The following is a 492-nucleotide window of genomic DNA, read 5'->3' on the forward strand; positions in this document are numbered from 1 at the left end:
CAAATGCATTCGGACCGATATAACCACCGTCGCGGAAATAGAGGTGGTAGCCCTCGCGACCCCGACTGGAAAAGCTGGCGAGCTTGCCGAAAGCGTCGCTGATTTTCTGCTGCTGTTCAGCCGGCAGCTTCGATGGTCCCAGCACCGTCTTGTCGAGCGAGGCAAGTGTGCCGGCGGACATCATGTCGCCAACGACCGGCGGCGTTGCCCAGACGGCAACTTCCACCAAAGCCGGGATGGCATAGCGATAGATCAGTGCAGAAAACAGAAAGACCGCCAGCACGAGAACGATCAGTCGTGGATGGAACCGCTCCAGTTCATGAATCCAGACGGCGCGGTTGCGTCGGTGTTTCCGCAATAGTGTGTCGACGGCGTCGTTGTCGATGGTTTCGAACAGGCCGCCATCGGCAAAACTGATCCGGCGCGGGATACTGCCGATATGGTCGGAAACCACCATCGTGCCGATCGTTTCCTCGCCGACCAGGCTACGGT

Annotated in this window: 1 protein-coding gene; it reads right to left on the reverse strand. The window is 58.9% G+C overall.

Annotation, left to right across the window (positions count from 1 at the left end):
- Positions 1-492: DUF7092 domain-containing protein (locus AC1D0P_RS28605; RefSeq protein WP_477679824.1), on the reverse strand; the 492-nt coding region annotated here is incomplete at both ends.

This window comes from Polaromonas sp. P1_G2 (assembly GCF_056405515.1).